The 25,146-nt window shown below is 65.3% G+C and carries 21 protein-coding genes and 1 other RNA gene; 11 read left to right on the forward strand and 11 right to left on the reverse strand.

All coding sequences use genetic code 11. From position 1 onward, the window contains the following. Positions 1–152: 152 nt before the first annotated feature. Positions 153–1,282 (reverse strand): IS3-like element ISRj2 family transposase gene (locus ACFLEY_RS41900; protein WP_129557324.1). Its coding sequence is split into 2 segments (ribosomal slippage): positions 153–1,030 and positions 1,030–1,282, totalling 1,131 coding nucleotides; the frame shifts between segments, so codons are not numbered across the junction. A 147-nt stretch (positions 1,283–1,429) separates the two neighbouring features. Between ACFLEY_RS41900 and ACFLEY_RS41905 the strand changes: the two genes are divergently transcribed. From ACFLEY_RS41905 to ACFLEY_RS41915, 3 genes are read left to right on the forward strand one after another with little or no spacing between them, the layout of a single operon-like run. Next, entirely contained in the window at positions 1,430–1,894 is a 465-nt protein-coding gene (locus ACFLEY_RS41905; protein WP_028173437.1) for a (2Fe-2S)-binding protein, read from the forward strand. A gap of 8 nt (positions 1,895–1,902) precedes the next feature. Continuing rightward, positions 1,903–4,071: a xanthine dehydrogenase family protein molybdopterin-binding subunit gene (locus ACFLEY_RS41910; protein ID WP_060912732.1), complete on the forward strand. Its 2,169-nt coding sequence runs from the start codon at positions 1,903–1,905 to the stop codon at positions 4,069–4,071. Continuing rightward, positions 4,068–5,411, forward strand: coding sequence for a cytochrome c (locus ACFLEY_RS41915; protein WP_060909138.1), 1,344 nt, complete (start codon positions 4,068–4,070; stop codon positions 5,409–5,411). Before ACFLEY_RS41910 ends, ACFLEY_RS41915 begins: the two co-directional genes overlap by 4 nt. A gap of 207 nt (positions 5,412–5,618) precedes the next feature. Here ACFLEY_RS41915 and ACFLEY_RS41920 read toward each other — a convergent pair whose 3' ends face one another. The 5 genes from ACFLEY_RS41920 to ACFLEY_RS41940 form a co-directional block, all read right to left on the reverse strand. Further along, positions 5,619–6,443 carry a TIGR00282 family metallophosphoesterase gene (locus ACFLEY_RS41920; RefSeq protein WP_060909139.1) on the reverse strand — a complete coding sequence of 275 codons (825 nt, stop codon included), beginning with the start codon at positions 6,441–6,443 and terminating at the stop codon, positions 5,619–5,621. Then, the gene (locus ACFLEY_RS41925; RefSeq protein ID WP_060909140.1) at positions 6,421–7,017 is read right to left on the reverse strand and encodes a 5-formyltetrahydrofolate cyclo-ligase; all 597 of its coding nucleotides are present in this window, start codon (positions 7,015–7,017) and stop codon (positions 6,421–6,423) included. Before ACFLEY_RS41925 ends, ACFLEY_RS41920 begins: the two co-directional genes overlap by 23 nt. 207 nt (positions 7,018–7,224) lie before the next feature. Beyond that, positions 7,225–7,385, reverse strand: a non-coding RNA gene (gene ssrS / locus ACFLEY_RS41930) — 6S RNA. Between the two features lie 274 nt (positions 7,386–7,659). After that, on the reverse strand, positions 7,660–8,043 hold the full coding sequence (locus ACFLEY_RS41935; RefSeq protein WP_060909141.1) for a cell division protein ZapA: 384 nt from the start codon (positions 8,041–8,043) through the stop codon (positions 7,660–7,662). Further along, on the reverse strand, positions 8,040–8,360 hold the full coding sequence (locus tag ACFLEY_RS41940) for a DUF4164 domain-containing protein (RefSeq protein ID WP_020608063.1): 321 nt from the start codon (positions 8,358–8,360) through the stop codon (positions 8,040–8,042). Before ACFLEY_RS41940 ends, ACFLEY_RS41935 begins: the two co-directional genes overlap by 4 nt. A gap of 366 nt (positions 8,361–8,726) precedes the next feature. Between ACFLEY_RS41940 and tkt the strand changes: the two genes are divergently transcribed. The 8 genes from tkt (at position 8,727) to ACFLEY_RS41980 (ending at position 18,263) form a co-directional block, all read left to right on the forward strand. Then, positions 8,727–10,742 carry a transketolase gene (gene tkt / locus ACFLEY_RS41945; protein ID WP_082755570.1) on the forward strand — a complete coding sequence of 672 codons (2,016 nt, stop codon included), beginning with the start codon at positions 8,727–8,729 and terminating at the stop codon, positions 10,740–10,742. A gap of 149 nt (positions 10,743–10,891) precedes the next feature. Beyond that, positions 10,892–11,899 carry a type I glyceraldehyde-3-phosphate dehydrogenase gene (gene gap, locus ACFLEY_RS41950; protein ID WP_060909142.1) on the forward strand — a complete coding sequence of 336 codons (1,008 nt, stop codon included), beginning with the start codon at positions 10,892–10,894 and terminating at the stop codon, positions 11,897–11,899. A gap of 139 nt (positions 11,900–12,038) precedes the next feature. Continuing rightward, positions 12,039–13,235, forward strand: coding sequence for a phosphoglycerate kinase (locus ACFLEY_RS41955; RefSeq protein ID WP_060909143.1), 1,197 nt, complete (start codon positions 12,039–12,041; stop codon positions 13,233–13,235). Between the two features lie 54 nt (positions 13,236–13,289). Further along, positions 13,290–14,357 carry a class II fructose-bisphosphate aldolase gene (gene fba, locus ACFLEY_RS41960; RefSeq protein ID WP_011084337.1) on the forward strand — a complete coding sequence of 356 codons (1,068 nt, stop codon included), beginning with the start codon at positions 13,290–13,292 and terminating at the stop codon, positions 14,355–14,357. A gap of 239 nt (positions 14,358–14,596) precedes the next feature. Next, a complete protein-coding gene (locus tag ACFLEY_RS41965) occupies positions 14,597–15,622 on the forward strand; it encodes a class I fructose-bisphosphate aldolase (protein ID WP_060909144.1) in 1,026 nt (341 codons plus the stop codon). Positions 15,623–15,625: 3 nt separating this feature from the next. Then, complete coding sequence (locus ACFLEY_RS41970; protein ID WP_060909145.1) at positions 15,626–16,300, forward strand: thiamine phosphate synthase; 675 nt, start codon at positions 15,626–15,628, stop codon at positions 16,298–16,300. Positions 16,301–16,308: 8 nt separating this feature from the next. Then, positions 16,309–17,373 (forward strand): tetratricopeptide repeat protein, encoded by a 1,065-nt coding sequence (locus ACFLEY_RS41975; protein WP_211433871.1) that lies wholly within the window; start codon positions 16,309–16,311, stop codon positions 17,371–17,373. A gap of 98 nt (positions 17,374–17,471) precedes the next feature. Beyond that, positions 17,472–18,263 carry an inositol monophosphatase family protein gene (locus tag ACFLEY_RS41980; RefSeq protein ID WP_028173448.1) on the forward strand — a complete coding sequence of 264 codons (792 nt, stop codon included), beginning with the start codon at positions 17,472–17,474 and terminating at the stop codon, positions 18,261–18,263. A gap of 132 nt (positions 18,264–18,395) precedes the next feature. Here the strand turns inward: ACFLEY_RS41980 and ACFLEY_RS41985 are convergent, their stop codons facing one another. From ACFLEY_RS41985 to ACFLEY_RS42005, 5 genes are all read right to left on the reverse strand, one after another. Further along, positions 18,396–21,548 carry a multidrug efflux RND transporter permease subunit gene (locus tag ACFLEY_RS41985; RefSeq protein ID WP_060909146.1) on the reverse strand — a complete coding sequence of 1,051 codons (3,153 nt, stop codon included), beginning with the start codon at positions 21,546–21,548 and terminating at the stop codon, positions 18,396–18,398. Between the two features lie 6 nt (positions 21,549–21,554). Continuing rightward, a complete protein-coding gene (locus ACFLEY_RS41990) occupies positions 21,555–22,748 on the reverse strand; it encodes an efflux RND transporter periplasmic adaptor subunit (RefSeq protein ID WP_011084331.1) in 1,194 nt (397 codons plus the stop codon). 420 nt (positions 22,749–23,168) lie between these two features. Further along, positions 23,169–23,576 carry a hypothetical protein gene (locus ACFLEY_RS41995; RefSeq protein WP_038965389.1) on the reverse strand — a complete coding sequence of 136 codons (408 nt, stop codon included), beginning with the start codon at positions 23,574–23,576 and terminating at the stop codon, positions 23,169–23,171. Between the two features lie 346 nt (positions 23,577–23,922). After that, positions 23,923–24,963, reverse strand: coding sequence for a cyclopropane-fatty-acyl-phospholipid synthase family protein (locus ACFLEY_RS42000; protein ID WP_060909147.1), 1,041 nt, complete (start codon positions 24,961–24,963; stop codon positions 23,923–23,925). Then, positions 24,960–25,112, reverse strand: coding sequence for a hypothetical protein (locus tag ACFLEY_RS42005; RefSeq protein WP_171901146.1), 153 nt, complete (start codon positions 25,110–25,112; stop codon positions 24,960–24,962). The genes ACFLEY_RS42000 and ACFLEY_RS42005 overlap by 4 nt, the downstream gene beginning before the upstream one ends. Between the last annotated feature and the right edge of the window lie 34 nt (positions 25,113–25,146).

Here is a 25,146-nt window from a genome sequence, read left to right on the forward strand (position 1 = left end):
ATCATCAGAGCTGGCCCCGGTTGTTTGGACAGCGCCCCGCTGGATTTAAGTGGATTCCTGCCGGGTTATGCTGAACGCGGGGCTTTACGGTTTTGTCGTTGCGTCGGGAGGGCGTAGCCCGACCAGAGCGACGACAAAACCGTCGGCGACGGTCATGCGGCCATCACCATAGCTTGCGTGCCGAAGTAAGCCTCGTCGGGCGTGCGCCCGTCAAGGCTCGAGTGAGGGCGTCCCTGATTGTAGAAGGCCAGATACTTGGCAATTGACGCTCGCGCCTCGGACACGCTGTCGTAGGCGCGGAGATAAACTTCTTCGTATTTGACCGTGCGCCAGAGCCGCTCGACAAACACGTTGTCGCGCCAGGCGCCCTTGCCGTCCATGCTGATGGCGATCTTCGCGTCCAGCAGCACATCGGTGAACTCGAGGCTGGTGAACTGGCTGCCCTGATCCGTGTTGAAAATCTCGGGCCTGCCGTGCTTCGCCAACGCCTCCTGGACCGCTTCGACGCAGAAGGCCGCCTCCATTGTGATCGAGACGCGATGGGCCAGGACCCGTCGGCTGAACACATCGACGACCGCCGCGAGATAGACGAAGCCACGCCGCATCGGAATGTAGGTGATGTCCATTGCCCACGCATGGTCGGGCCGCTCGATCTTCAATCCGCGCAACAGGTACGGGTAGATCTTGTGACCCGGAGCCGGCTTGCTCGTGTTCGGGCGACGATAGACCGCCTCGATCCGCATGCGCTTCATCAGCGTCGCGATGTGGCGGCGACCGGCGTATACGCCCTCCCGCCGCAGCAACGATCGCAGCATACGCGCTCCCGCGAAGGGATAATCGAGATGCAGCTCATCGAGCCGACGCATCAAGGCAAGGTCCTCGGCCGAAACTGGCCGAGGTTCATAGTAGACCGTGCTGCGAGCCAGCTTCAGGACCTTCGCCTGGCGCACGATAGAAAGATCATGACCGCGGTCGATCATCGCTTTGCGCTCAGCAGGCCCGCCTTGGTGAGCGCGCCGGACAAAAAATCGTTTTCCAACGCCAGCTCGCCGATCTTGGCATGTAACGCCTTCAAATCGACCGGCGTCTCGGCCGATGTCTTGTCATGCCCAAACACGCCGGCGGCGCCTTCCAGGAGCTGGTTTTTCCAGATCGTGATCTGGTTCGGATGAACATCAAACAGCTGCGCCAGCTCCGCCAGTGTCTTGTCGCCTTTGACCGCAGCCAAAGCAACCTTCGCCTTGAATGCCGGAGAATGCGTCCGGCGGCTCTTCTTCGTCATCTTCGCTCCTGATTCGCAGCAAGAATCCTCGCCGCTGTCAGGCAGAAAATCCACTCAAGCTACTGTCCGAATTTGCGGGGCCAGCTCTGTCGCGCGGAAATTCGCCGAATTGATCGCCGCAAGCGATCGTCGAGCAAGGGGATGCATATGGCAACTGTTCTCACCATCAATGGCGAAACGAAATCCTTCGACGCGCCGCCGGAAATGCCGCTGCTGTGGGTGCTGCGCGACATCCTCGGGATGACCGGCACCAAGTTCGGCTGTGGCATCGCGCAATGCGGCGCCTGCACGGTGCATGTCGACGGCAAGGCGGTGCGCTCCTGCGTGCTGCCGGTGAGCGCGGTCCAGAACCGCACCATCACCACCATCGAGCATATCGGCAGCACGCCTACGGGCGCGAAGGTGCAGAAGGCCTGGCTCGATGCCGAAGTGATCCAGTGCGGTTACTGCCAGTCCGGCCAGATCATGTCGGCCGCGGCACTGCTGGCGGCAACGCCCAACCCTGATGATTCCGACATCGACGCCGCCATGGCCGGCAACATCTGCCGCTGCGGCACCTATGTGCGCATCCGCGAGGCCATCAAGCAGGCGGCCTCCGGCCGTCAGTCGTGAGGTCCGCCATGAATGCACACAACAGCGTCTCCCGCCGCACGCTCCTGACCGGCGGCCTTGCCACCGGCTTCCTGCTCGCCTTCCACCTGCCGCTGCGCGCCGCCGTCAACGAGCCGGTGCAGCCGAAGGATACGACCGATGGCAAGTTCGCGCCCAACGCCTTCATCCGGATCGACCCTGAAGGTGCGACCACGCTGGTGATGCCGCAGGTCGAGATGGGGCAGGGAATCTACACCGCGATCTCGATGATCCTGGCGGAAGAGCTCGACGCGGATTGGTCGAAAGTCCAACTGCTGCACGCACCGGCCAACGAGAAGCTCTACGGCAATCCGATTTTCATCATTCAGGCGACCGGTGGCTCCACATCGGTCCGGGCATTCTGGAAGCCGCTGCGTGAAGCCGGCGCCAGCGCGCGTGCCATGCTGGTGCAGGCTGCAGCTGCGCAATGGAACGTCGATCCCGCCAGTTGCACGACGTCGAAGGGTGAGGTGACCCACAAGGCCAGCGGCCGGACGCTCTCCTATGGCGCGCTTGCGGCTGCCGCGAGCGGCCAGACGCCGCCCAAGGACGTCCCGCTCAAGGACCCCAAGGATTTCGTCTATATCGGCCAGCCGTTCAAGCGGCTCGATACGCCCGAGAAGGTCAACGGCAAGGCGGTCTACGGCATCGACGCCATCGTGCCGAACATGAAGTTCGCAACGCTGGCGCAGTGCCCGGTCTTCGGCGGCAAGGTCGGCAAGGTCGATGATCGTGCCGCGAAGAAGATTCCGGGCGTGCGAAAGATCGTCGTGCTCGACGATCTCGTCGCCGTCGTCGGCGATCACATGTGGGCGGCGAAAAAGGGCCTGGATGCGCTCGACATCACGTGGAACGAGGGACCGAACGCAAAGCTCAATTCGAAGGCGATTTGGGACGATTTGCGCGCCGCCAGCGCAAAGGACGGCGTGGTCGCCAGATCCACCGGCGACATCGCCAAGGGCCTTGCGAGCGGCGAAAAACTCGAGGCTTCGTTCGAGCTGCCGTTTCTCGCCCACGCAACGATGGAGCCGCTGAACGCCACGGTGCATTGCAAGCCCGATTCCTGCGAAATCTGGACCGGAACGCAGATCATGGCGCGCGTGCAGTCGGAGGCGGCAAAGGCGGCCGGGCTCCCGGTCGAGAAGGTGACCGTCAACCAGCACCTGCTGGGCGGCGGCTTCGGCCGCAAGCTCGAGCCTGACATGGTGGTCGCGGCCGTTCGCATCGCCAAGGAGGTCGACGGGCCGGTCAAGGTCGTGTGGACCCGCGAGGAGGACATTCAGCACGACGTCTATCGACCGGTCTATCGCGATACGATCGCAGCGACCTTGTCGGCCGGCAAGATCGTCGGCTGGAAATACAAGATTGCCGGCGCTGCGATCATCGCGCGCTGGCTGCCGCCGGCCTTCCAGAAGGGCATCGATATCGACGCGATCGACAGCGCCACCGACGTGCCCTACGACATCCCGAATGTCCACGTCGAATATGTGCGGGCCGAACCGCCGGCGATACCAACGGGGTTCTGGCGCGGGGTCGGGCCCAACAACAACGTGTTTGCGGTCGAATGCTTCATCGACGAACTGGCGCGCAAGGCGGGCAAGGACCCGGTCGAGTTTCGCCGTGGAATGCTGGCCAATCAACCGCGCTTCCTGTCCGTCCTCAATCTTGCGGCAGAGAAAGCCAATTGGGGTCAACCCTTGCCGGCGCGCGTCGGGCGCGGCGTGTGCTTGCAGCCGTCTTTCGGGAGTTTCATCGCAACCGTTGTGGAAGCTGAGGTCGACGAGCAAGGCGAGATCAATCTACGCCGTGCGACCTCGGTGGTGGATACCGGCATCGCCGTCAATCCCGATACGATCGTGGCTCAGGTCGAGGGCGGGCTGATCTTCGGCCTCACCGCCGCGCTCTACGGCGAGATCACCATCGAAAAGGGGCGAGTCCAGCAATCCAACTTCAATGACTATCGGATGCTGCGGATCCATCAGACGCCCAAGATCGAGGTTCACGTCGTCAAGAGCGGCGAGGCACCCGGCGGAATTGGCGAGACCGGCACGACGGCGGGGCCGCCGGCGCTGCGCAACGCGATTTACGCCGCAACCGGCGTGGCGCTGCGGCGCCTGCCGATCGACCGGAAACTGCTGGCTGCGGGGAAGAAGGCATGAGCGGCACGATGCGTATCCTCACAAGTATCGTTGTGATCGCCATCGTCGCGGTGGCGCTTGGCGTCTTCCTCGTCCGCGGGCCCGGCCCGCTCGACTTTGCCGGCGGCACGAAAGTGGCGCTGGCGGATTACCGCGCCGGAAAGCCGACCGGCGTGCCGGCAAAGCTGGAGAAAGCGAGCCTGGTCGAACGCGGCGAATATCTGGCGAAGGCCGCCGACTGCATGGTCTGCCACACCAAGCCGGGCGAGGAGGACTATTCCGGCGGGCTCGCCTTCAAGCTGCCGTTCGGCACGCTCTATTCGACCAACATCACGCCGGACAAGGACACCGGCATCGGCAATTACAGCGACCAGGATTTTCTGAACGCGGTCCAGCACGGCAAACGCAATGACGGCGCGCGGCTCTATCCGGCGATGCCGTACACGTCCTACACCTTCATGACCGACGAGGACGTGCTCGCGGTGAAAGCGTATCTGTTCAGCCTGCCGGCGGTGCGCGCCAAGGCGCCCGACAACACGCTGTCGTTCCCGTTCAACCAGCGCTGGGCGATGATCTTCTGGTCGGCCGTGTTCAATCCGGACACGCGCTTTGCGCCGGATACGTCGAAGAGCCCGGAATGGAATCGCGGGGCATATCTCGCCGAAGCGCTGGCGCATTGCGGCGAGTGCCACACGCCGCGCAATCTCGGCTTCGCGCTGGATAACCGCAAGAAGTTCGCCGGCGCGATCACGGCGGGCTGGCGCGCCTTCAACATCTCGTCGGACAAGGCGACAGGTCTCGGCAACTGGAGCGACGCGGATCTGATCTCGTATCTGTCGCTCGGCCATGCGCCGGGCCACGGCTCGGCCTCGGGTCCGATGGGTGAAGCCGTCGACCACAGCTTCAGCCAGTTCGCCCCCGAAGACATAAGCAGCATCGTTGCTTACCTGCGCAGCGTGCCGCCGCAGCCCTCGCCCGACCTCCCCGCCACCACGGCGCCGGTCGCGCCCGCCTCGCACAAGGACGGCGTGACGGCCGACGCCCGCGGCAAGAAGGTGTTCGCCAGCGCCTGCGCCAGCTGCCACGGCTGGAGCGGCGAGAGCCCGGTGTCGCCGATGGCGACACTCACCGGCACCTGGGCCGTCAACGACCCCACCGCCACCAACGTCGCGCAGATCGTGATCTCGGGCACCAAGCGCCATACGCCTGATGGTGCGCTGTCGATGCCGGCGTTCGGCAACGCCTACACCGACGACGAGATCGCGGCGGTGGCGAACTATGTGACGGCGCGGTTCGGCGCGAAGGGCTCGAAGCTGACGGCGAAGGATGTGGCGGAGCTGAGGGAGCAGACGGCGGAGTAGCGCGCAGCCATCCGCGGCGAGATTGATGCGCAATCGCGCGCATCAATCTCCGCCGTCGTCCCGGACAAGCGAAGCGCAGATCCGGGACCCCTACCCACAGGGAGTAGTTTGGCGAAGACTCGGAGTGGGAGCTGTGCCCCACACTACTCCCTGTGGGTATGGGTCCCGGCCTTCGCCGGGACGACATCGAGGGTGTGGCGACGTGCTTCAGCTCAACCAGAACCTCGGCGTTGCCGGCTCCAGCCGGCCGCCCACGCGCACCGGCGCGATCCGCAGCGCGAGGCCCGTTGCATCGTCGGTCTCGATCGCAACGCCGCTGAGTGTCGCCACCCCCGCCGCCGGCTCGAACCGGCCGGAGGGAATCCCCGACGTGAACCGGCGCAGCGGTTCTTCCTTCTGCATGCCGATGATGGAATCGTAGTCGCCGGTCATGCCGGCATCCGTCATGTAGGCGGTGCCGCCCGTGAGGATCTGGTGATCGGCGGTCGGCACATGGGTGTGGGTGCCGACGACGAGGCTGGCGCGGCCGTCGCAGAAGAAGCCGATGCCCTGCTTCTCGCTGCTCGCCTCGCAATGGAAATCGACGACGATCGCATCCGCTGCAACGCCGAGCGGACAGGCGCCGAGCTCGCGCTCCAGCGCCGCAAAGGGATCGTCGAACGGGGTCATGAAGACGCGGCCCAAAGCATTGACGACGAGCGCATGCTTGCCGTTCTTGGTCTCGACCAGCGCCGCGCCGCGGCCGGGCGTGCCGCGCGGATAGTTCGCGGGCCGCACCAGGCGGTCGGCGCGCTCGATGAACACCAGGGCCTCGCGCTGGTCCCAGGAGTGATTGCCGAGCGTCACCGCGTCGGCGCCGGCATCGAGAAACTCCTGATAGATCGCTTCGGTGATGCCGAAGCCGCCGGCGGAATTTTCGCCGTTGACGACGACGAAATCGAGCGACCAGTCCTTGACCATGTCGGGCAGATATTCGGCGATGGCCGTGCGCCCCGCACGGCCGACGACATCACCCACGAAGAGAATGCGCAACTTCAGAACTCCGGAAATCGAACACGTCCGATTCGGTTAGCACATAATCCAGCGCGACGTCGTGGGATAGTGCCGGAACCGCCTCGATCTCCTGCGCGGCAAACGCAAGCCCGATGCCGACGATTTGCTTGGTCTTGCGCAAGTGCGCAAAGGTGAAGTCGTAATGCCCGGCACCATAACCGATGCGGTGGCCGAGCCGGTCGAAGGCCGCGAGCGGCGTCAGCATGATGTCGGGGATGACTTCGCTTGCTGCCGGCGACGGCTCGGGAATGCCGAGCGGGCCGAGCATCAGCCGGTCGTTCGGATGAAAGATACGGAAGACCAGCGACTGGCCGCGCGCGGTGACACAGGGCAGCGCCAGCCTTGCGCCCTCCTCGGCGAGCTTCCTCAAGAGCGGCATCGGGTCGATCTCGCTGCGGATCGGCGAATAGCCGGAGACGATGCTGCCGGGCAGCAGCTTGTACGGCAGCCCGCGCTTGGCGAGCTTGGTGGCAGCGGCGGCGCGCTTCTTCTCGCTCAGCGCGTCGCGTTTGGCGAGGGCTTTGGCACGGAGCTCGGCTTTCGAATTGGACATGCGCGCTTTCCCCCGAAGGCAGAGCCTCGCTCCGCTGTCATCACCCGCGAAAGCGGGTGATCCAGTATTCCAGAGACGCGAGTTGCAAGAACCGAGACGCCGCGGCGTACTGGATGCCCGCCTTCGCGGGCATGACACCGAGACTCAATTGAACCGCAAGCGTGTCGGGGACGCAATTTCGACAAGCACAAACCAAGCAAACAAAAGTGCGAAGCCGCGGACGCCGTTGAAGCACTCGATCCCGGAGTTCCCTACGAAAGTAGGTGGGCACCATATGTCCGGGCCCACGGGCCCGGCCAGGGACAGTTCCCTAAAGGATCGATAAGGCCCCGGGGATATATGGCTCCGGACGCGCGTCGCAGCCTCGCCTTTGCAATGTAACAACGATACTGACGAACCGCCAGCCCGCCGACGGGCTGCCGAGCTTCGGTGCAATGAAATCAGTCCTTCCTGCCGCCACGGCGGAAGTGCGCTCCCTCCCCCGCTTGCGGGGGAGGGTTGGGGAGAGGGTGTCTCCGCACTGAGATTCCCCAAGAGGTGAGAGCCCTCACCCGGCGCTTCGCGCCGACCTCTCCCGCAAGCGGGAGAGGTTGAGCCCGCGGTTACATCGAGCGGACCAACTGATCGAGTCTTCCGCGGCCCCTACCCGATCGCGATGCCGCCTCCGACGGTCCGGTTCAGGACCTGGGTCGACTTCTCGATGCGCTCAGCAGCAGCGTTCAGCGCGTTCACCACCGCGGTCTGCGTCATCCTGGCGCGCTCGACGGCGGCATTGCGGAAATCCCGCAGCTCGGTCAATTCCTGCTCCATGCTGCGGACGCGGTTGCCGGCGTCGACCAGCTCGTCGCAGACGGTCAGCGCCGCCATCACGGTCAGGCGCGCATCGCCGATCTCGCCGAATTTTCCGCGCAGCGACTGAATCCGCGTCTCCAGGCTTTCGGCGAGCTTGAGCAGCCGCACCTCCTGCCCCTCCTCGCAGGCCATGCGGTATTGCCGGCCGTTGATGGTGACGTTGATGTGGCTCATCCATCCTCTCCGGTATCGAGCACCGAGCGTATCGTGACGATCGCGGAATCCAGCCGATCGGAGATCTCGCGATTGGTGCGCTCGAGCTTGCGCGCCTTCACCAGCGCACCATCGAGCTCATCGGCAAGCCGCGAGCGGTCCGCGCCGAGCGCCTGGATTCGCGCGGCGAGCTCGTTCTCGTCGCGATCGGCGTCGCGCCGGCGCTCCACCGCGCTCTCGAGCGCGTCGAGCGCCGCCATGAGCCTGCGGGTCGCGATCTCGATCTCGACGGCGGAGGACTCCGTCATGGCGGAACTGTTGGATACGCGATCGTTCATGCGGTCAGCGGCGGACCTTGGTGGCCTTTGCATCGGGGCTTGCCGCCCGGCAAAAGACTCGGTTCGGCAAGCGGTTAGAAGCAGAAATTTACGTGGCAAGCTAGCCCAGCGCAATGTCGCCGCGAAACTATGCACCGCTAGATCGGCCCTCGGCATGGCGGCCGGCTGGTTCCAGATCTGCATGATCCGCGGCTGCGGCTTTTCCGGATCATGCCGTAAGCAACTTTTGCGGCCAAACCGGCGTTTGATTGCCTTGGACTCCCGGAACCGAGATGCTATCCAGCCCCCAACCTCCCGTGACCGCCAGGCTCGATCCAGCGCGGCGCACACGGCCATCAAGCACCTCATTCCAGACGGATTTTCATCATGATGCAGCTCGATGCCACCCGTATGGCCCATACGCAGGTCGACCACTCCCGTATGGCCAACGCGATCCGCGGCCTTTCGATGGACGCTGTCGAGAAGGCGAAATCGGGCCATCCCGGCCTGCCGATGGGCGCCGCCGACATCGCCACGGTGCTGTTCACGCAGTTCCTGAAATTCGACGCCGCCGCGCCCGCCTGGCCGGACCGCGACCGCTTCGTGCTGTCGGCCGGCCACGGCTCGATGCTGCTCTATTCGCTGCTGTACCTGACCGGCAATGCCGACATGACGCTGGAGCAGCTCAAGCAATTCCGCCAGCTCGGCGGGCTGACGCCTGGCCACCCGGAGAACTTCCACACCAAGGGCATCGAGACCACCACCGGTCCGCTCGGCCAGGGCATCTCGACCGCGGTCGGCATGGCGCTCGCCGAGAAGATGCTCGCCGCCGAGTTCGGCAAGAAGATCGTCGATCACCACACCTTCGTGCTCGCCTCCGACGGCGACCTGATGGAGGGCGTGTCGCAGGAAGCGATCGCGATGGCCGGGCACTGGAAGCTCAACAAGCTGATCGTGCTCTACGATGACAACGGCATCTCGATCGACGGCCCGACCTCGATCGCCGATTCCGTCGATCAGGTGAAGCGCTTCAAGTCCGCCGGCTGGGCCGCCGAGAAGATCGACGGCCACGACCAGGCCGCCATCACAGCGGCCATCACGCGCGCGAAGAAGTCCAACAAGCCGACGCTGATCGCCTGCCGCACCACCATCGGCTTCGGCGCGCCGCACAAGGCCGGCACGTCGAAGGTGCACGGCGAGGCGCTCGGCGCCGAGGAGCTCAAGGCCGCCAAGGAAAATCTCGGCATCTCGCTCGAGCCGTTCTCGGTGCCCGACGACGTGCTGAAAGCCTGGCGCGCGGCCGGCAGCCGCGGCGCTGCGGCTCGGCAGGAATGGGAAGGACGGCTCGGCGAGCTCGGCAGCCGCAAGCGCGCCGAGTTCGAGCGCCGCCTGCGCCATGAGCGTCCGGCCTCGCTCGCAAAGGCGGTGCGCGCGTACAAGAAGGAGCTACTGGAAAAGCCGTTGGTTGCGGCCACCCGCAAATCCTCGGAAGCGGTGATCGAAGTCATTGCCGGCGCCATGCCGATGGAATTCCTCGCAGGCTCGGCCGACCTCACCGGCTCCAACAACAACAAGGCGAAGTCGGCGACCGCCTTCTCGGCCAAGACGCCGAAGGGCCGCTTCATCCATTACGGCATCCGCGAGCACGGCATGGCCGCCGCGATGAACGGCATCTTCCTGCACGGCGGCTTCGCGCCGAACGGCGCAACCTTCCTGGTGTTCACCGACTATGCGCGTCCGGCGATGCGCCTTGCCGCGCTGATGGGCACCGGTGTCGTCTACGTGATGACGCACGATTCCATCGGCCTCGGCGAAGACGGCCCGACCCATCAGCCGGTCGAGCATCTCGCCGCGCTTCGCGCCATTCCAAACATGCGCGTGTTCCGTCCCTGCGACTCCGTCGAAGTCGCCGAGTGTTGGGAGCTCGCGCTCAACCGCATCGACGGCCCGACGGTGCTGGCGCTGACGCGGCAGAACCTGCCGCAGCTCCGCACCACCGCGCCGAACGACAATCCTTGCGCGGCCGGTGCCTACGAGCTGGTTCCGGCGCAGGGCGAAGCCAAGGCGACGCTGTTCGCCTCCGGCTCCGAGGTCGAAATCGCGGTCGCCGCCCAGAAGCAGCTCGCCGAGCGCGGCATCCCGTCACGGGTGGTGTCGGTGCCCTCGCTCGAGCTTTTGTTAGCGCAACCAGAAGCCAAGCGCGCCGAGATCATCGGCAACGCGCCGGTGAAGGTCGCTATCGAGGCCGCCGTGCGCTGGGGCTGGGATGCTGTGATCGGCCAGGATGGCGAATTTGTCGGCATGCATTCGTTCGGCGCGAGCGCGCCGGCGAAGGACCTGTACAAGCATTTCGGCATTACCGCCGAGGCTGCGGTTAACGCCGTGCTGAAGCGCGTATCCTGAGAGTTGAGCTTGCCAAAAAAAAGGACTACGTAACGTCCCATATGATCAAGCACCGCCCGGCCGAACCGGGCGTCCGCCCTAAAAAACCCTCGCTGACGCGTTAGCCGCGCGTCCGGCGGGATGACAACGGTCATTGAAGGAGACGAAAGATGGCAGTCCGCGTTGGAATCAACGGTTTTGGTCGTATCGGCCGCAACGTCCTGCGGGCGATTGCAGAGTCCGGCCGCAAGGATATCGAGGTGGTCGGCATCAACGACCTCGGCCCGGTCGAGACCAATGCCCATCTGCTCCGTTTCGACAGCGTTCACGGCCGCTTCCCCGTCACCGTCACCGTCGACGGCGATTCGATCAGCCTCGGAGGCGGCAAGATCAAGGTGACCGCCGAGCGCGATCCCTCGAAGCTGCCCTGGAAGGATCTCGGCGTCGACATCGCGCTGGAATGCACCGGCATCTTCACCTCGAAGGACAAGGCCTCCGCACATCTGACCGCCGGCGCCAAGCGCGTGCTGGTCTCCGCGCCCGCCGACGGCGCCGACGCCACCATCGTCTACGGCGTCAACCACGACACGCTGACCAAGGATCACCTGGTCGTCTCCAACGGCTCCTGCACGACGAACTGCCTCGCGCCGGTCGCCAAGGTCCTGAACGATCTCGTCGGCATCGAGACCGGCTTCATGACCACGATCCACGCCTATACCGGCGACCAGCCGACGCTCGACACCATGCACAAGGATCTCTATCGCGGCCGCGCGGCGGCGATGTCGATGATCCCGACCTCGACCGGCGCCGCCAAGGCGATCGGCCTCGTGCTGCCGGAACTGAAGGGCAAGCTCGACGGCGTCGCGATCCGCGTGCCGACCCCGAACGTCTCGGTCGTCGACCTCAAGATCATTGCCAAGCGCGCCACCGACGTGAAGGAAATCAACGCGGCGATGAAGCGCGCCTCCGAGCAGCAGCTCAAGGGCATCCTCGGCTACACCAATGCGCCGAACGTCTCGATCGACTTCAACCACGATCCGCACTCCTCGACCTTCCACGAGGACCAGACCAAGGTGCAGAACGGCACGCTGGTGCGCGTGATGTCCTGGTACGACAACGAGTGGGGCTTCTCGAACCGCATGGCCGACACCGCGGTCGCGATCGCGAAGGTGATCTAACTCCGCAGCGGTTTCGTCATTCCGGGATGGTCCGTAAGGACCAGACCCGGAATCTCGAGATTCTCAGGTGCGCAACTGCGCACCAGGGTTCGCGCTAAGCGCGCCCCGGAATGACAGTCCAAATGGTTGAGGCCATCCCATGGCGAACAAATTCCGCACCCTCGACGACGTCGACGTGAAGGGCAAACGCGTGCTGCTGCGCGTCGACCTCAACGTGCCCATGGAGAACGGGCGCGTCACCGACGCAACCCGGCTCGAGCGCGTCGCGCCGACCATCACCGAGCTCGCCGACAAGGGCGGCAAGGTGATCCTGCTCGCGCATTTCGGGCGGCCGAAGGGACGCGATGCCAAGGAATCGCTCAAGCCCGTCACCGAGGCGCTGTCGAAGGTCCTGAACAAGCCCGTTGCGTTTGCCGACGACTGCATCGGCGAGCCCGCGGCCGCGGCCGTGGCGGCACTCAAGGACGGCGACATCCTGTGCCTGGAAAACACCCGCTTCCACAAGGAAGAGGAAAAGAACGATCCCGCCTTCGTCGCGGAATTGGCCAAGCTCGGCGACATCTGGGTCAATGACGCGTTCTCGGCCGCGCACCGCGCCCACGCCTCGACCGAAGGCCTCGGCCACAAGCTGCCGGCCTATGCCGGCCGCACCATGCAGGCCGAGCTCGATGCGCTGGAGAAGGCGCTGGGCTCGCCGACCAAGCCGGTCATCGCGATCATCGGCGGCGCCAAGGTCTCGACCAAGATCGACCTGCTCGAAAATCTCGTCAGCAAGGTCGACGCGCTGGTGATCGGCGGAGGCATGGCCAACACCTTCCTGCACGCCCAGGGCGTCGGCATCGGCAAGTCGCTGGCCGAGAAGGATCTCGCGCCGACCGCGCTGCGCATCATTGAGAAGGCGGAAGCCGCCAACTGCGCCATCATCCTGCCGGTCGACGCCACCGTCGCCTATCATTTCGCGGCCAACGCGCCGTCCCACGCCTACGGCCTCGATGCGATCCCGGCCGACGGCATGATCCTCGACGTCGGCCCGCAATCGGTCGCGCGCGTGCACGCGGCGATCGACGACGCGGCGACGCTGGTCTGGAACGGGCCGCTCGGCGCCTTCGAGATGCAGCCGTTCGACCGCGGCACGGTCGCGGCCGCCAAGCACGCCGCCGAGCGCACCAAGGCGAGAAAGTTGATCTCGATCGCGGGCGGCGGCGACACCGTCGCGGCCCTCAACCAGGCCCACGTGGCCGGTGACTTCACCTATGTCTCGACCGCCGGTGGCGCATTTCTTGAATGGATGGAAGGCAAGCCACTGCCCGGCGTCGAGGTCCTGCGCATCAAGTAGTCAGTCGACAAGTAGCTAGCGGGCCCTGAAGGCCCAAACCGGAGAAAAAGACACATGGCTCGGATCACGTTACGTCAATTGCTCGACCATGCGGCTGAGAACGATTACGGCGTACCGGCCTTCAACATCAACAACATGGAGCAGGCGCTGGCGATCATGGACGCCGCCAACCAGGTCGATGCGCCCGTCATCATCCAGGCCTCGCGCGGTGCGCGCTCCTACGCCAACGACGTCATGCTCAAGCACATGATGGACGCGGTGACCGAGATCTATCCGCACATCCCGGTCTGCGTGCATCTCGACCACGGCAACGAGCCGGCGACCTGCATGACCGCGATCCAGGCCGGCTTCACCTCGGTGATGATGGACGGCTCGCTCAAGGCCGACGGCAAGACCCCCGGCGACTGGGGCTACAATGTCGGCGTCACCAAGACCGTGACCGACATGGCCCATCTCGGCGGCATCTCGGTCGAGGGCGAGCTCGGCGTGCTCGGCTCGCTCGAGACCGGCATGGGCGACAAGGAAGACGGCCACGGCGCCGAAGGCAAGCTCAGCCACGACCAGCTCCTGACCAATCCGGACGAGGCCGTGAAGTTCGTGCAGGAGACCAGGGTCGACGCGCTCGCGATCGCGATGGGGACTTCGCACGGTGCTTACAAATTTACCCGCAAGCCGGACGGCGACATCCTCGCCATGAAGGTGATCGAGGAGATCCACCGCAAGCTGCCGAACACGCACCTCGTCATGCACGGCTCGTCGTCGGTGCCGCAGGACCTCCAGGACATCATCAACACCTATGGCGGCAAGATGAAGCCGACCTGGGGCGTGCCTGTTACCGAGATCCAGCGCGGCATCAAGAACGGCGTGCGCAAGATCAACATCGACACCGACAACCGCATGGCGATGACCGGCCAGATCCGCAAGGTGCTGAAGGACAATCCGGAAGAGTTCGACCCGCGCAAGTACCTGAAGCCGGCGATGGAAGCGATGACCAAGCTGTGCAAGCAGCGGCTCCAGGAGTTCAACACCGCCGGCCAGGCCTCCAAGATCAAGAAGGTCCTGACCACCGCCGAGATGGCCAAGCGCTACGCCAAGGGCGAGCTCGACCCCCGCGTCGCGTAGCGATCGCGCGGTGGCGTAAGGCCTCCGGACACACCCTCCCGTCATTCCGGGACACGCGAAGCGTGGGCCCGGAATCCATAACCACAGCCTGGGGTTATGGATTCCGGGCCTGCGCCTTTCGGCGCATCCCGGAATGACAGAGAACCCCCTTACCCCTGCGACGAACGTTAACTCGGCATTTGCCCGAGAACGGTCTATTTTCACGGGCAAGGGCAGAATCGTTTTGGGAGGACCTCTCGATGGATCTGACTGAGCTCAACAGGATCGCGACCGCCATGGTCGCGCCCGGCAAGGGCATCCTTGCCGCCGACGAATCCTCCGGCACCATCAAGAAGCGCTTCGACGCGATCGGCGTGGAATCGACGGAATCGAACCGGCGCGACTACCGCGAGATGCTGTTCCGATCCAGGGAAGCCATGAGCCAGTACATCTCCGGCGTGATCCTCTATGACGAGACGATCTGGCAGGATGCAAAGGACGGTACGCCCCTGGTCAAGCTGATCGAGAGTAGCGGCGCCATCCCGGGCATCAAGGTCGACGAAGGCACGCAGGCCCTGCCGATGTGCCCCGGCGAGCTCGTCACCGTCGGGCTCGACAAGCTCGCCGAGCGGCTGAAGAAATATTACGAGCGCGGCGCGCGCTTCGCCAAATGGCGCGCGGTGATCGACATCGGCAGCGGCATTCCTTCGATGACGGCGATCAGCGTCAACGCCCACGCGCTGGCGCGCTATGCCGCGCTGTGCCAGGCCGCGCAGATCGTGCCGATCGTCGAGCCGGAAGTGCTGATGGACGGCGATCACGACATCGACCGCTGCTACGAGGTCACGCAGCGCGTGCTCAACAAGACGTTCCAGGAATTGCGCGTGCAGCGCGTCGCGCTCGAGGGCATGGTGCTGAAACCGAACATGGCGATCTCAGGCAAGAAGTGCGCGAAGCAGGCCCCCGTCGAGGAGGTCGCGGAGAAGACGATACGGCTGCTCAAGGCCTGTGTGCCGGCGGCGGTGCCCGGCATCGCCTTCCTCTCCGGCGGCCAGTCGGACGAAGAGGCAACCGCGCATCTCAACGCCATGCACAAGCTCGGCCCGCTGCCCTGGGGCCTGACCTTCTCCTACGGCCGCGCGCTTCAGGCCGCGCCGCAGAAGGCCTGGTCCGGCAAGGCCGAGAACGTCGCGGCCGGCCAGCGCGCCTTCAGCCATCGTGCACGAATGAACGGCCTCGCCTCCAAAGGCGAATGGCAAAGCAGCCTGGAAAAGAAAGCGGCCTAGACCTTGTCGAACAAATCGCCTCCGCCGCGCCTTTATCTCGCGACGCCTGTTGTCGATGACCCAGCTTCGCTCGTCGCCGAGTTGCCGGGCCTGCTCGCGGCCGCCGACGTCGCGGCCGTGCTGGTGCGGCTGAAGGAGACCGACCAGCGCACCATGATCTCGTGGATCAAGGCACTCGCGCCGCCGGTCCAGAAGGCCGGCGCCGCGCTGCTGATCGACGGCCATGCCGAACTGGTCGCGCGCGGCGGTGCCGACGGCGCGCACCTGCCCGGCATCGCCGCGCTGAAAGAGGCGCTGCCATCTCTCAAGCCCGATCGCATCGCCGGCGTCGGCGGGCTGACGACGCGGCACCATTCCATGGATGCGGGCGAAATTGGCGCGGACTATTTGCTGTTCGGCGAGCCCGATGCAAAGGGCCAGCGTCCGTCGTCCGAGGCGATCGCCGAGCGGCTGGACTGGTGGGCCGAGCTGTTCGAGCCGCCCTGCGTCGGCTTTGCGACCTCGCTGGAAGAGGCCTACGACTTCGCCGCCAGCGGCGCCGATTTCGTGCTGGTCGGCGAGTTCGTCTGGGCCGATCCGCGCGGGGCCAAGGCCGCACTGATCGAGGCCGACGCCACGATCAAGAAGGCCCATGCGGCTGCGCTCGCAAGCCAAAATCCCGCGGGCGAGCACGGCTAGCGCCCGACATGAAGCTCCCGCGCATCACCATCCTGGCCACGCTGCTGCTCACGGTGCCCGCGGCAGCGCAACTCCAGATCACGCCGCCGGCCACGACGCCGAGCCCGCCGGCCGAGAAGCAGAAAGCCAAGCCGCCCGCGCCCCCCAAGAAGAAGGAGGCCGCGCCGGCACCGAAGCCGTCCGCCTCCCCCAAGCCGGCGCTGCCCGCGACCGTGATCCCGGCGCCTCCGACCGACAATTCCAATGTCGACCTGGTGTTCGGCGCCTACCAGCGCGGCCAGTACAAGACCGCGTTCGAGCTCGCCACCGCCCGCGCCCAGGCGGGCGATCCCAAGGCGATGACCATGCTGGGCGAGCTCTATTCCAACGCCATGGGCATCAAGCGCGACTACGCCAAGGCGCTCGAATGGTACAAGCGTGCGTCCGACGCCGGTGACCGCGAGGCGATGTTCGCGCTCGCCATGATGCGCATCGCCGGCCGCGGCGGCCCGGTCGACAAGGGCGAGGCGGTGAAGCTGATGGCCTCCGCCGCCAAGCTCGGCGAGCCCAAGGCGGCCTATAACCTCGCTTTGCTCTATCTCGACGGCCAGACCCTGCCGCAGGACGTCAAGCGTTCCGCCGAGCTGCTGCGGCAGGCGGCGGACGCCGGCCTGCCCGAGGCGCAATACGCGCTGGCGACCTTCTACAAGGAAGGCACCGGCGTGCCGAAGGACCCGGAACGCGCGGTGCGACTGCTCCAGGCGGCGTCGCTGACCGACAATGTCGATGCCGAGGTCGAATACGCCATCGCGCTGTTCAACGGCACCGGCACGCCGAAGAACCAGCCGGCGGCCGTAGCCCTGCTCCGCAAGGCGTCCCGCCAGGGCAGCGCGATCGCGCAGAATCGGCTGGCCTGGGTGCTGATCAACGGCATGGGCACGCCCGTGGACAAGGTCGAGGGGTTCAAATGGCACCTGGTGGCCAAGACCGGCGGCAAGGGCGATCCGGAGCTCGACAAGCAATTGTCCGATCTGCCGGCCGAGGACCGGGCCAAGGCCGAGGCCGCCGCCAGGAAATGGCTCGGCGCCAAATGACCTGACGCAATGACTTGACGTTGGGCCCCCCACAGGGCACCCAATCCCCCAAACAGGCGCGTTTTCGCGCCATTTCCCCCGATCAAGACCGGAAGCTCATGCTGTATTCCGCCACTATCAACGTCATGGTCAAGGCCGCGCGCCGCGCCGGCCGCAGCCTCAAACGCGATCTCGGCGAGATCGAGCATCTGCAGGTCTCGCTCAAGGGGCCGGCGAATTTCGTCTCGCTCGCCGACAAGCGCGCCGAGGAGATCCTCTACCAGGACCTCGCCAAGGCGCGGCCCGGCTACGGCTTCATCGGCGAGGAAGGCGGCACCCGCGAGGGCACCGACAAGAGCCACACCTGGATCGTCGATCCGCTCGACGGCACCACCAACTTCCTGCACGGCATCCCGCAATTCGCGATCTCGATCGGCCTCGCCCGCGAGGGTACGATCATCGCCGGCGTGATCTACAACCCCGCCAATGACGAGCTCTACATCGCCGAGCGCGGCAAGGGCGCCTTCCTCAACGACCAGCGCCTGCGCGTGGCCGGCCGCCGCCAGCTCAACGAATGCGTGGTGGCCTGCGGCCTGCCCCATATCGGCCGCGGCGACCACGAGGAATTCCGCCGCGAGATGACCGCGATCCAGGACCGCGTCGCGGGCCTGCGCCGCTTCGGCGCCGCCTCCCTCGACCTCGCCTTCGTCGCCGCCGGCCGCCTCGACGGCTACTGGGAGCGCAACCTGCAATCCTGGGACATCGCCGCCGGCATGATCATGGTGCGCGAGGCAGGCGGCACGGTGAGCGACATCGACACGACAGGCGATGCGCTGGTGACCGGGCATGTGGTGTGCGGGAACGAGTTCGTGCACGGGGAGCTGGTGAAGATTTTGCGGAAGCCTGCGTAGCGCGCCGCCCCCTCCACGTCGTCATTCCGGGGCGCGCCTCTTGGCGCGAGCCCGGAATCCATTGATCCGAGTCAATGGTGGCGCGATGGATTCCGGGTTCGCGCGATGCGCGCCCCGGAATGACAGTTTGCCCTATAGCTTCACCGGCGCCGGCGGCCCGTAGGCCTCGCCCTCCGCCGCCACCTTCTCCCGATCACCCGCCAGCACGCGCTGCACGGAGACGAAGAACACCGGCACCATCAGCAGCGCCAGGATCACCACCGCGATCATGCCGCCCATGACGATGCTGCCGAGCGCCTGCTGGCTGGCGCCGCCGGCGCCGTGGGCGATGGCCATCGGCAGCACGCCGCAGATGAAGGCAAGGCCGGTCATCAGGATCGGGCGGAAGCGCAGGCGGCAGGCCTCGATGGTCGCGTCCACCAGCGGCTTGCCTTCTTTGCGCAGATCCTTGGCGAACTCGATGATCAGGATCGCGTCCTTGGCCGCGAGCCCGATGATGGTGATCAGGCCGACGGTGAAATAGACGTCGTTGGGCAGGCCGCGCAGCATCGCCGCGATCACGGCACCGACGATGCCGAGCGGCACGGTGAGCAGCACCGCGAGCGGAATGGTCCAGCTCTCGTAGAGCGCGGCGAGGCACAGGAACACCACGAACACCGAGAGCGCGAGCAGGAACGGCGCCTGCGAGCCCGACAGCTTCTCCTGGAGCGACTGACCGGTCCATTCATAGCCGAAGCCGCGCGGCAGCTTGCCGGCAAGGCGCTCCATCTCGGCGATGGCGTCGCCCGAGGTGAAGCCGGGCTTGGCCTCACCGGAGATGCGCACCGCCGGATAGTAGTTGAAGCCGGCGATCTGTGTCGGGCCGCGTGCCCACTCCACCGTGGTGAACGACGAGAACGGCACGAGCTGGCCGCGGCTGTTCTTGACGTTGTAGTTGAGGATGTCCTCGGTGCGCATGCGGTCGCGGGCGTCGGCCTGCACCACGACGCGCTGCATGCGACCGCGGTTCGGGAAGTCGTTGATGTAGTTCGAGCCGAGATTGGTCGAGATGGTGTTGTTGATGTCCTCGAAGGTGACGCCGAAGGCGCCGGCCTTCTCGCGATCGATCACGAGATTGACGACGCCCGCCTCGGGCAAGCCCTCGACATAGACTTTCTGCAGCACCGGGCTCGCATTGGCTTCCGCGATGAGCTGGTCGGCGGCGCGCATCAGTGCCGGATAGCCCTTCTGGCCGCGGTCCTGGAGACGGAACGAGAAGCCCGAGGAGTTGCCGAGATTGTCGATCGGCGGCGGCTGCAGCGCGGAGATCTTCGCATCGCGGATCGACGACGACAAATCGCGGTTGATGTCGGCAACGATCGCGGCGGCCGACTCCTTCGGCCCACGCTCCGACCAGTCCTTCAAGGTGATGAAAGCCTGCGCGGTGTTCATGCCCTGACCGGAGAAGCTGAAGCCGGTGAGGAAGGTGACGTTGTCGACGCCCGGCCGCTGCGCCAGATATTTTTCCACCTTCTCGATCACGGCTTCGGTGCGGGCGTAGGAGGAGTCCGACGGCGTCTGCACGTCGGTGGTGACGAAGCCCTGGTCGTCGACGGGCAGGAAGCCGCCTGGCAGGTTGACGAAGGCCCAGGACAGGCCGACGAGCAGAGCGACATAGACCAGCATCAGGCGGCCGGTGCGCTTCAGCGAGAAGCCGACGGTGCGCCCGTAGTGAAACCGAGCGGCCTCCAGCATGTGATTGAACCGGCTGAACACGACGTTGCTGGAATGGCCGTGCCCCTTGGCCACGGGCTTCAACAAAGTGGCGCACAGCGCCGGCGTCAGCGACAGCGCGAGGAAGGCGGAGAAGCCGATCGCGGCCACCATGGTCACCGAGAACTGGCGGTAGATGATGCCGACCGAACCGGGGAAGAACGCCATCGGCACGAACACCGCCATCAGCACCAGCGTGATGCCGATGATGGCGCCCGATATCTGCGACATCGCCTTGCGCGTCGCCTCCTTCGGCGGCAGCCCCTCCTCGCTCATGATGCGCTCGACGTTCTCGACCACGACGATGGCGTCGTCGACGAGGATGCCCACGGCGAGCACCATGCCGAACATCGAGAGCATGTTGATGGAGTAGCCGGCGAGCAGCAGCGTGGTGCAGGCGCCCAGGAGCGCCACCGGCACCACGATGGTCGGAATGATGGTGTAGCGGATGTTCTGCAAGAACAAGAACATCACCACGAACACCAGCACCACGGCTTCGACCAGCGTCGACAGCACCTTCTTGATCGAGGCCTCGACCACGGGCGTGATGTTATAGGGGATCTCGTAGGAGATGTTGGCAGGGAAGAAGCGCGACAGCTCCTTCATCTTCTCTTCGACCGCGCTCGCGGTCGCCAGCGCATTGCCGGTCGGCGACATCAGCACGGACAGGCCCGCGGTCGGCTTGCCGTCGAGGCGGGTGTTGAACTGGTAGCTTAGGCCGCCGACCTCGATGCGCGCGACGTCGCGCAGGCGCACGGTCGAACCGTCGGCATTGGCGCGCAGGATGATGGCGCCGAATTCATCGGGGGACGAGAGCTGGCCCTTGACCAGCACCAGCGCGGAAGTGCGCTGGGTCGACGTCGACGGCTCGGCGCCGATGCTGCCCGAGGCGACCTGCGCATTCTGCGCCGATATCGCCTTGTTGACGTCGTCGGCGGTCAGTCCATAGCCGACGAGCTTGGCCGGATCGACCCAGACTCGAAGCGAGCGCTCGGTCGAATACAGCGTGGCGCGGCCGACGCCGGGGATGCGGCGGATCTCGCCGAGCACGTTGCGGATCATGAAGTCGCCGAGGCCGACCTCGTCGAGGCTGCCGTCGGTCGAGTTCAGCGTGATGATCTGGAGCACCGCGCTCGAGGCTTCCTCGATCAGAATGCCCTGCTGGATCACCGCGCGCGGCAGCCGTGCCTCGACGCGCTTGATGCGGTTCTGCACCTCGACGGACGCCGCGCTGGTATCCGTGCCGGGCTGGAAATTGGCGATGATCTCGACCTGGCCGAGCGAGTCGCTGGTCGATTCGAAATTGAGGATGCCGGAGGCGCCGTTGAGCTCCTCCTCGATCAGGCGCGTGACGCTGTTGTAGAGGTTCTCCGGCGAGGCGCCGGGATAGCTGGTCGAGATCGAGATCGAGGGCGGCGCGATGATCGGGTATTGCGCGATCGGCAGCAGCGGCACCGAGATCGCGCCGATCAGACAGATGAACAGCGCCACAACCCAGGCGAAGATCGGCCTGTCGATGAAGAAACTCGCCATGGCACGTTACCGCGTCAGCTTCTGAGCGTGACGGTTATCTGCGGTCGCGTCCGCCTCCGACCAGGATTGCGGCTTGACCTTGTCGCCGGCCGCGAACTTCTGGAAGCCTTCGACCACGACCTTGTCGCCGGCCTTGAGGCCATCGGTGACGAACCAGATGCCGTCCTGCACCGAGCCGGTGCGGACCGGCTGCACCGCGATGCGGTTGTCATCCTTGACGACGAACACCTCGCTGCCGCCGCCGCCATTGCGCTGGATCGCCTGCTGCGGCACCGCGATGGCGTCGCTATCGAGGCCCTGGTCGAGGCGGACGCGGACATACATGCCCGGCAACAGCTCGCGCTTCGGATTGCGGAACTCGCCGCGCAGCGTCACCTGGCCGGTATGGGCGTCGACCTTGGCTTCAGAGAACAGCAGCTTGCCGTCGAGCGAATAAAGGGTGTTGTCGTCGAGCACGAGGCGCACCTTGACGGCATCGGCCTCGATGCGATCGAGATCGCCGCTCTCGAAGGCGCGGCGGAGCTGGTTGAGCTCGTTCACCGACTGGGTGAAGTCGGCATAGATCGGATCGAGCTGCTGGATGGTGGCGAGGTTGGTCTCGTTCTGCACGGCGAGCGCGCCTTCGCTGACGAGCGCTGCACCAACCACGCCGTCGATCGGCGCGCGCACGGTGGCATAGTCGAGATTGAGCTTGGCACGCGCGAGGTCGGCCTTGCGGCCCTCGACCTCGGCATGGGCCTGGCGTTCGGCGGCAACCGCCTTCTCGTTCTCGGCTTCGGGCGCTGCACGCTGGCTGGTGAGCGTGGCGATACGGTGCGCCTGCTGCTTGGCCTGCATCAACCCGGCTTCGGCCTTGGCGACCGCCGCCTCGTTGGCCATCACCTCGACCTCGAACGGACGCGGATCGATGCGATAGAGCGCATCGCCCGCCTTGACCTCGCTGCCCTGGCGGAACAGGCGCTCGACCACGATGCCGGAGACGCGCGGCCGCACATCGGAGACGCGCGTCGGCGCGATGCGGCCGGGCAATTCGCGCACCACGGCGCGGGCTTGCTGCTTGACGACGACGATGCTGACGTCAGGATCGGCAGGCTGGGCGGCGGACACGGCCGAGCTGGATTCCTCGCAGCCCGCGAGCAGCGGCGCAAAGGCCGCGAGCATCATTGCAACGCATGCCGATCGCGCACGAAGTCCTGACATGAAGTTAAGTGCCCCGATGTTGTTGAAACTGGTCACGCTCCGCGCGGGCCCATTCTGGGCAAATCACGCGCGGCTGATGTCGTCAAAATAGAATGCGCCTGCTGCGATGCAACGCGTGGCGCGGGCGGCCCAATGTCACATGACCTATCGTGCTGAGTTCAGGTCACTTTCCGGCTCTCACCGGATTGTGAGTCGAGTTCCATCGCCGCGTGCTGCGACAGAACATCGCAATCAAACGTTTCGAGCCGGGACGTGCGTTCACGAGGGCGCAAACGACATTCAGCTACTGACGGCCAAGCGGAAGTTTTGCGATCAATCATAGCATCACCGCTCGTGACCCGAAGCGGTCCTGCACGCGGATGGCGCGTCGTCGCATGCGCCATCCGCTCCCACAATAAATCTCTTGCGAAGAAACGAGCCTTAAGCCTTCAGGTCGGTGATCCGCATAATCGCGACCACATTCCCGTCGTTGTACGCCTGTTCTTTTGTTTCCTTGTTGCAGGTCCAGACAAAATTCTTCTTGCCCGTAAAGGTCTTTCCCTCCTGCTCAAGCCGAAGCTCCCCTTCGGTGACATGGCAGACCATGGCATTCATCATCGGGGGGCCCATGGTCTTCGACCCCGGCTGCATAATGATATCGCGCATTGAGACGGTCTTAAAACCTGGGATCAGGGATGGTGTTTCGCCTTCATATTCACGCACCACGACACCTGGCCAAGGCGTCGTATCCTTGTAGCTTGTGGCTTGAGCGGCCGCTGGCTTTACCATGGCAGCCGAAACTGCAGCCAACCCGATTCCCAGTGCGGACCTTCGATTGACCTTGCTCATTGCTTTCCTCCCGACATTACTCGAACGAGCCGCCGCAAACGCAGCGCGCAAAGTTCGTGGTGAACGGTGGTGCGAGACCGAAAAAAGAACGGTCTCTAAGAGGAGTGTGCCTGCCGATAGCACCCGTGCTCTCGTTTGCCCGGACGGTGATTTCGGCACGTCCCGCTTCAAGGGGCAGTGACATTCTACGTCACCTGACGCATCCGGGAAACAGGTGGCGTCGCACGAAGACACTGCGGCCCCTTAGGAATGTCCGGAATTGGCCCCAATTCGGACCTCGGATGAGGTCTGCCATCGCGCCGCTATGGGGCACAGCGGACCTCATGCATGCGCTGGGCACGCGGGACTATGAGACCCCCTCATCCGCCGCCTTCATCCGGTAGTGGCTGACGCCCCATTCCGTTCCGCCGGCGTAGCCGAACAGGCCCGATGTCGCGAGGAAGAACCAGCGCCAGCGTCGCATCCATAAGGCGGTCTCGTCGCCATGGACGTTGCGCAAGGAAGCCTCGATCGCGTCGCGATGGGCATCGAAATTGGCGAGCCAGTCGTTGGCGGTGCGCTGATAATGCGTGCCGCTCCAGCACCATTCCTTCTCGACCGTGAAGATGTCGTCGAATTGCCTGACGAGGTGATGGCTCGCCATCACCCCGCCGGTGAAGACGTGCTGCGCAATCCAGTCCTCGCGATTGGCCCGGTCGAACAGATGGGAGCCGGAACGATGGGTAACGATGTGCATGAACAGGCGCCCCTCGGGCGCGAGCCATGACCGCAGGCGCGTCATCAGCTTGCGCCAGTTCATCACGTGCTCGAACATCTCGACCGAGACGATGCGGTCGAACTGGCCCTCGGGCGCGAACACGTTCATGTCGGCGGTGACCACGCGCAGGTTCAAAAGCCCGCGCAGCCGCGCCTGCTCCTCGACATAGGCCCGCTGGCCTTGCGAGTTCGACACCGCCGTCACCTTGGCATGCGGAAACTGCCGCGCCGTCCAGAGCGACAGCGAGCCCCACCCGCAGCCGAGCTCGAGGATGGTCTGCCCATCGGCGAGACCGGCATGCGCGACGGTCTGGCGCAGCGCCTCCTCTTCCGCCTCCCGCAGGGTGGTCGCATCGGTCGTGTAGAAGCAGGACGAGTATTTGCGGTTGGGGCCGAGCGCCTGCGCGATGAAGGATGCGGGCGCCTCGTCGTGCCCGGCATTGGCGGCATCGACGTCCTCGGCGATCGGCCGCAGCATCATCCGCCCGGCGAAGGCGGCCTCGTCGTCCGCGCCGAGGGCGGAGATGCGGGTCGCCGTCCGCGAGCACAGACGCTGGATCGCGGCGCGGATCACGACATCAGGCAGCGGCACGCGTTCGGCAGTCCCGATGATCGCGGAAACGACGCTCATGCGGCCACTCCCCTGGTCATGTCTGGTTCGGGACGCGGAAGAAGCAACGGGCAGGTTCGGGCGTTGCCGCCCAGCCGGATGCTGGCGAACGCCATCAGGACCGCGAGCAACGGCGCGATGACGTCCAGTCCCCCGAGATCCGTCACCATGCAAAAAATCCGACCTAAGCCTGCGGATTGCCGA

Origin of the sequence: Bradyrhizobium sp. YCK136 (assembly GCF_044570075.1) — a bacterium.
GTDB classification, from domain to species: Bacteria; Pseudomonadota; Alphaproteobacteria; order Rhizobiales; family Xanthobacteraceae; genus Bradyrhizobium; species Bradyrhizobium diazoefficiens.

Bases quoted from the DNA above. Each gene is read 5' to 3' on its own strand.
- ACFLEY_RS41905 (WP_028173437.1), top strand. From the start codon at position 1,430: ATGGCAACTGTTCTCACCATCAATGGCGAAACGAAATCCTTCGACGCG.
- ACFLEY_RS41910 (WP_060912732.1), top strand. From the start codon at position 1,903: ATGAATGCACACAACAGCGTCTCCCGCCGCACGCTCCTGACCGGCGGC.
- ACFLEY_RS41915 (WP_060909138.1), top strand. From the start codon at position 4,068: ATGAGCGGCACGATGCGTATCCTCACAAGTATCGTTGTGATCGCCATC.
- ACFLEY_RS41925 (WP_060909140.1), bottom strand. From the start codon at position 7,017: ATGTCCAATTCGAAAGCCGAGCTCCGTGCCAAAGCCCTCGCCAAACGC.
- ACFLEY_RS41935 (WP_060909141.1), bottom strand. From the start codon at position 8,043: ATGAGCCACATCAACGTCACCATCAACGGCCGGCAATACCGCATGGCC.
- ACFLEY_RS41940 (WP_020608063.1), bottom strand. From the start codon at position 8,360: ATGAACGATCGCGTATCCAACAGTTCCGCCATGACGGAGTCCTCCGCC.
- tkt (WP_082755570.1), top strand. From the start codon at position 8,727: ATGATGCAGCTCGATGCCACCCGTATGGCCCATACGCAGGTCGACCAC.
- gap (WP_060909142.1), top strand. From the start codon at position 10,892: ATGGCAGTCCGCGTTGGAATCAACGGTTTTGGTCGTATCGGCCGCAAC.
- ACFLEY_RS41955 (WP_060909143.1), top strand. From the start codon at position 12,039: ATGGCGAACAAATTCCGCACCCTCGACGACGTCGACGTGAAGGGCAAA.
- fba (WP_011084337.1), top strand. From the start codon at position 13,290: ATGGCTCGGATCACGTTACGTCAATTGCTCGACCATGCGGCTGAGAAC.
- ACFLEY_RS41965 (WP_060909144.1), top strand. From the start codon at position 14,597: ATGGATCTGACTGAGCTCAACAGGATCGCGACCGCCATGGTCGCGCCC.
- ACFLEY_RS41975 (WP_211433871.1), top strand. From the start codon at position 16,309: ATGAAGCTCCCGCGCATCACCATCCTGGCCACGCTGCTGCTCACGGTG.
- ACFLEY_RS41980 (WP_028173448.1), top strand. From the start codon at position 17,472: ATGCTGTATTCCGCCACTATCAACGTCATGGTCAAGGCCGCGCGCCGC.
- ACFLEY_RS41985 (WP_060909146.1), bottom strand. From the start codon at position 21,548: ATGGCGAGTTTCTTCATCGACAGGCCGATCTTCGCCTGGGTTGTGGCG.
- ACFLEY_RS41990 (WP_011084331.1), bottom strand. From the start codon at position 22,748: ATGTCAGGACTTCGTGCGCGATCGGCATGCGTTGCAATGATGCTCGCG.
- ACFLEY_RS41995 (WP_038965389.1), bottom strand. From the start codon at position 23,576: ATGAGCAAGGTCAATCGAAGGTCCGCACTGGGAATCGGGTTGGCTGCA.
- ACFLEY_RS42000 (WP_060909147.1), bottom strand. From the start codon at position 24,963: ATGAGCGTCGTTTCCGCGATCATCGGGACTGCCGAACGCGTGCCGCTG.
- ACFLEY_RS42005 (WP_171901146.1), bottom strand. From the start codon at position 25,112: ATGGTGACGGATCTCGGGGGACTGGACGTCATCGCGCCGTTGCTCGCG.